The organism is Devosia sp., assembly GCF_028290645.1.
Lineage (GTDB): Bacteria > Pseudomonadota > Alphaproteobacteria > Rhizobiales > Devosiaceae > Devosia_A.
This window is the reverse complement of record NZ_JAQGJL010000146.1, coordinates 1-4,516: the sequence shown is the minus strand read 5'-3', so window position 1 is coordinate 4,516 and position 4,516 is coordinate 1. Positions and strand designations below refer to the sequence as shown.

General features: G+C 64.0%; 7 protein-coding genes and 1 tRNA gene. 5 read left to right on the top strand and 3 right to left on the bottom strand.

The features are described 5' to 3' along the window. Positions 1-85 precede the first annotated feature (85 nt). The 4 genes from JWQ89_RS08410 to JWQ89_RS08395 all read left to right on the top strand — a co-directional run bounded on the left by JWQ89_RS08410 (position 86) and on the right by JWQ89_RS08395 (position 1,976). Positions 86-346 (top strand): GlsB/YeaQ/YmgE family stress response membrane protein, encoded by a 261-nt coding sequence (locus JWQ89_RS08410; protein WP_299640059.1) that lies wholly within the window; start codon positions 86-88, stop codon positions 344-346. Between the two features lie 183 nt (positions 347-529). Further along, the gene (locus tag JWQ89_RS08405) at positions 530-1,102 is read left to right on the top strand and encodes an alpha-ketoglutarate-dependent dioxygenase AlkB (protein WP_299640057.1); all 573 of its coding nucleotides are present in this window, start codon (positions 530-532) and stop codon (positions 1,100-1,102) included. 9 nt (positions 1,103-1,111) lie between these two features. Beyond that, positions 1,112-1,624: a low affinity iron permease family protein gene (locus JWQ89_RS08400; RefSeq protein WP_299640055.1), complete on the top strand. Its 513-nt coding sequence runs from the start codon at positions 1,112-1,114 to the stop codon at positions 1,622-1,624. A 37-nt stretch (positions 1,625-1,661) separates the two neighbouring features. Next, entirely contained in the window at positions 1,662-1,976 is a 315-nt protein-coding gene (locus JWQ89_RS08395; protein ID WP_299640053.1) for a hypothetical protein, read from the top strand. Between the two features lie 56 nt (positions 1,977-2,032). Here JWQ89_RS08395 and JWQ89_RS08390 read toward each other — a convergent pair. The 3 genes from JWQ89_RS08390 to JWQ89_RS08380 all read right to left on the bottom strand — a co-directional run bounded on the left by JWQ89_RS08390 (position 2,033) and on the right by JWQ89_RS08380 (position 3,997). Beyond that, positions 2,033-2,122, bottom strand: a tRNA-Ser gene (locus tag JWQ89_RS08390). A gap of 30 nt (positions 2,123-2,152) precedes the next feature. Next, positions 2,153-3,124: a quinone oxidoreductase gene (locus JWQ89_RS08385; protein WP_299640051.1), complete on the bottom strand. Its 972-nt coding sequence runs from the start codon at positions 3,122-3,124 to the stop codon at positions 2,153-2,155. A gap of 3 nt (positions 3,125-3,127) precedes the next feature. Next, on the bottom strand, positions 3,128-3,997 hold the full coding sequence (locus JWQ89_RS08380; protein WP_366143984.1) for a TerC family protein: 870 nt from the start codon (positions 3,995-3,997) through the stop codon (positions 3,128-3,130). A 198-nt stretch (positions 3,998-4,195) separates the two neighbouring features. Here JWQ89_RS08380 and JWQ89_RS08375 point away from each other — a divergent pair. Beyond that, positions 4,196-4,516: YeeE/YedE family protein (locus JWQ89_RS08375; RefSeq protein WP_299640049.1), on the top strand; the 321-nt coding region annotated here is incomplete at its 3' end.

Sequence of the window (4,516 nt, the reverse complement as noted above, 5' to 3'; positions counted from 1 at the left end):
GCAATTCCGGAACCAGTGGGCTTTTCGGTCGTTAATTGCCCATCATAGGGCGGTGCTTTGCTGCTCGTTTCCCAAGGAGGAAGAGATGGAAGGCGTTGGTTGGATTGCTGCGATCATTATCGGGGCGCTCGCTGGATGGATCGCCGAGAAGATGATGGGCTCGAACCAGGGACTGGTGATGAATATCGTCCTCGGGATCGTGGGCGCCGTGATCGGCAACTTCATCCTCATGCTGGTCTTTGGCGCCACCATGGGCGGCATCGTGGGCCAGCTGATCGTGGCAGTGGTTGGCGCTTGCCTGCTCATCGCGATCTACCGGGCCATTCGCGGACGCCGGGCTGTCTAGACTATCGTTCGAGCTCAGGCTCGGATGCAGGCGGTGGCCGGGGAGCGCCCTCGTTCCCACAGTGCAAGTGCCGAACCGGCCTCCGCCGTGCCAACACTCTGTCACCGACTTCTACGGGCCAGCGCCAGATAGCGGCGACCCCGCCCTCCATTGGGGCGGTAGCGCCGCCGGGTTGCAGTTCCCATGACACCGGATCTCTTCGAGCAGTCGCCCTACCCACCGGGTTTCTCCTATCGTCCTGAGTTTCTCAGCGAGCAGGAGGAGGCGGCCCTTGTCGAACAAGTTGCCCTGCTGCCGCTCAAGGAGTTCGAGTTCCACGGCTTTACCGGCAAGCGACGCACTGCGTCTTTCGGCTGGAAGTACGACTTCTCAGCACAGCGGCTACAGGAGGCCGAGCCGTTCCCGCCATTTCTCCTGCCATTTCGCGCGGCCGCAGCAGCTCAATTCGCCTTGCGGCCCGACGCATTCGAACAAATGCTCGTCACCGAATACGCCCCAGGCGCCGGCATAGGCTGGCACAAGGACAGGTCGGTGTTCGGGGTGATTACCGGCATCTCACTGGCAGCGCCCGGCCTCCTCAGGCTTCGGCGCGGGGGCGACGGCAAATGGCAGCGTATATCGGTGGAAGTAGCTCCGCGCTCAATCTATCTCTTCGAAGGCGAGGCCCGATCGGAGTGGGAACACAGCATCCCACCCGTTTCGGAGAAGCGATATTCCATAACGCTGCGGACCTTGGCGCGACTCCGGAATGGGTAGGGGTCTCCCATGTCACAGCTTCAAACGAACAACGACCAAGGCCGCAGCGAGCATCCAAGATCGACTTCGCGCGTTGCCATCCTCATGAAACTCCACGCAGCTTCCAGCCGCGCCATCAATGCACTGGCCGCATTTCTTGCAACGTCGACGGGCTTCATTGCCACGGTAGTTGCGCTGTTGGTCGGGATTGGCATCGGGCTGCTCGTTAATTTCAACGAGCCCTTCATGTTCGGCTTCAACATCCTGCTGTCAGTGGCCGCGATCCTCGTTTCCGGCATCATTCTGGTCGCCGGCGCTCGCAGCGAGGCGGCGCTGCATGTGAAACTCGACTACCTGATCGCCGCCTCCAAGGCGAGCAACAAGGCCGTGGGCATCGAGCACGAGGATGCCGAGATCATTGAAGAGGCGAGAAAAACGGTCGAGCAACAGGCGCATGAAGAGCTTGAGGAGGTCGTGGAAGACGAGGTCGCCGAACAGCTCGATGAACGCGGGCTGCGGATGTCCGATGCAGACTCCCCCTAGGCGGGGCAGTTGTATTTTCCTGATGTGGGGTTTCGTGATGACAATCTATCGCCTGGTACCCGTAGCACCCGCCGACGATCCTCATTGGGATCTAGCGCTAAATCAGGGCGAGGTGGTTGTGCACGCCCATTCGCCCGGCGAAGCGCGCGCCATAGCTGCGCTCGAGGAGGCAAGCTACCTGGCGGGTCAGATCCCGAAGTCGACCACCCAGGTGGTTGCAAGTGCCTTTCGCGACGAAAAACTCTACGCCGTGAAGGAGGAGAGCGACTCGGAATTTGAGGACGCCGGACCTGTTCGAGTCCTGCGCGCCGACTTTCGCGTGCCTGACAACTACGTTCCGCACACCGATTGACAGGCCATCCGCGGCGGCACCGCCCGTGTGGCCCGGGCAGCGTCTCACGTGAGAGGTGGCGGGCAGGGAGGGATTCGAACCCCCGGAACGTTTTCACGTTCGCCGGTTTTCAAGACCGGAGCAATCAACCGCTCTGCCACCTGCCCGACGGCCCCGCGTTTAGCGTCAGCCGCGCCTCACGGCAAGAGCAGCGTCGATCCCGTCGTCTCGCGCGCCTCGAGAGCCATCTGCGCTTCCACGGCCTCGGCCAGCGGGCGGGTCTGGCCGATGGCGATCTTGATCTTGCCCAGTTCGATCATGTTGAACAGCGCCGAAGCGGCGGTGCGCAGGTCCTCCGGGGCGCGGAAGTACCCTGCCCCGGTCGGTCGCGTGACATAGAGCGAACCCTTGTCCGCAAGAATCCCTAGCCGCGGGATGGAGACCGGGCCGGAGGCATTGCCGAAACTGACCATCAAGCCGCGCACCCTCAGGCAATCGAGCGAGGGCTCGAAGGTCGCCTGGCCGACGCCGTCATAGACCACGTCTACACCCTTGCCGCCGGTGAACTCCTTCACCCGCTCGAGGAAGTTGTCGGTCTTGTAGTTGATCGCGAGGTCGGCCCCGTTCTGGCGCACGATCTCGCATTTCTCCTCGGACCCGGCGGCCCCGATCACCGTCGCGCCGATAGCCTTGGCCCATTGGGTGAGGATCTGCCCCGTGCCGCCCGCCGCGGCGTGGACCAGGATGGTCTCGCCGGCCTTGAGGGCATAGGTCCAGTGCAGCAGGTAGAATGCCGTGGCGCCCTTGAGGAGCGAAGCCGCCGCGACCTCGTAAGTGATCCCGTCGGGCAGATGCTTGGCCTTGTCGGCCGGCAACAGGCGCTCGTCGGCGTAGGCGCCGACCGGGCCCTGGTAGGCGACGCGATCGCCCACCTTGAAGCCGGTCACATCAGGGCCGACGGCAATCACCTCGCCGGCGCCCTCGTTGCCCGCCACGAACGGCAGCGGCAACTTGTAGAGGCCGGTGCGCTGGTAGACGTCGACAAAGTTGAGCCCGATCGCCTTGTTGCTGATCTTGAGCTGGCCCGGACCCGGTGCCGGCACCTCGACCTGCTCGAGCTTCAACTGCTCGGGGCCACCATGCTCACGGACGACGAACGCGCGGGTCATCTCTTACTTCCTCGGAGCCGACTTCGGCCTGGCGCGGGCGCGCGAAGCGGAGGTCGTCTTGGGCTTCCGCTTGACGGTTGCTGCGGGCTCGGCATCGGCGGCCGCCGGAGCGCTGGCGAGCTTGTGCGTCGCCCCCGGCCTAGCGGCGACCCGCTTCGCTCGGCGCTGCTTGGCGATGATGTTGATCGCCTCGACCAGAACCGAGAAGCCCATGGCTGCGTAGATATAGCCCTTGGGGACATGGAAGCCGAGTCCGTCCGCGACGAGCGACGTGCCGATCAGCAGCAGGAACGCGAGCGCCAGCATCTTGGTGGTCGGGTGCTCGGAGACGAATCGCGCCACCGGGCCCGAGGCGACGAACATGATGCCGACCGCGACGATCACTGCGGCAATCATCACCTCGACCTGATCGGCCATGCCCACGGCGGTGACGATCGAGTCGATCGAGAACACCATGTCGATGACGATGATCTGGCCGATGATGGCGGCGAAGGCCATCGTCGCCTGCTTCTTGAGGCTGTCCTCCTCTTCGTGCGGCTCCTCGATCTCGGCGTGCATCTCGTGCGTCGCCTTGTAGACGAGGAAGGCACCACCGGCGATGAGGATCAGGTCCTTCCACGAGGGCGCGAAGCCCATGATGTCGAAGGCCGGCTGGGTGAGCCCGATGATCCAGGAGATCACCAGTAGTAAGAGGATGCGGAAGATCAGTGCCAGCGCCAGGCCGAGGCGGCGCGCCCGGTCCGCCTGCTCCTTGGGGAGGCGTGAAACGAGGACCGAGATGAAGACGATATTGTCGATGCCGAGGACGATCTCCATGGCGGTGAGGGTAAGAAAAGCGGCCCACACGTTGGGATCGTAGAGGAGTTCCAGCATCGACAGCTCCGTTATCGTTTTGAAGTTGCGACATACTTAGGGCGCAGAGCACAACGTGGGAAGAGTGCGCGAAGCACTCCGCACAGGGTGCGGTTTTTCACCGCGGGCTCGAGCGGTGGGATGATCGCATCGCCCGGACGCTGGTCCGCTTTCAGCCGGGCTGATAACCTTGCCTTCGAAACCTCGAAGGCTTTCCGCATGGACTCGTTTGCTCCCATCCCCGCTGTGATAGGCGGTACGCTCATCGGACTTGCCGCGGCCCTGCTCTGGCTGGGCAACGGCCGGATCGCCGGCATCTCGGGAATCTTCGGCCAGCTGCTGCCCCCAGCGCGCACCGTGGTGTGGCGGCTGGTGTTCCTCATTGCGCTGGTGCTGGGTACGTTCGCCGCATCGTACCTGCTGCCCGGCCTCGGCGTAGGCGGTCCCGGAGGACAGCCGGCCCGACTGGCCGCGCCACCGGCCGGCTGGGGGATTCCGGCGCCGCTCTGGATCGCCGCCTCGGGCCTCCTCATCGGCTTC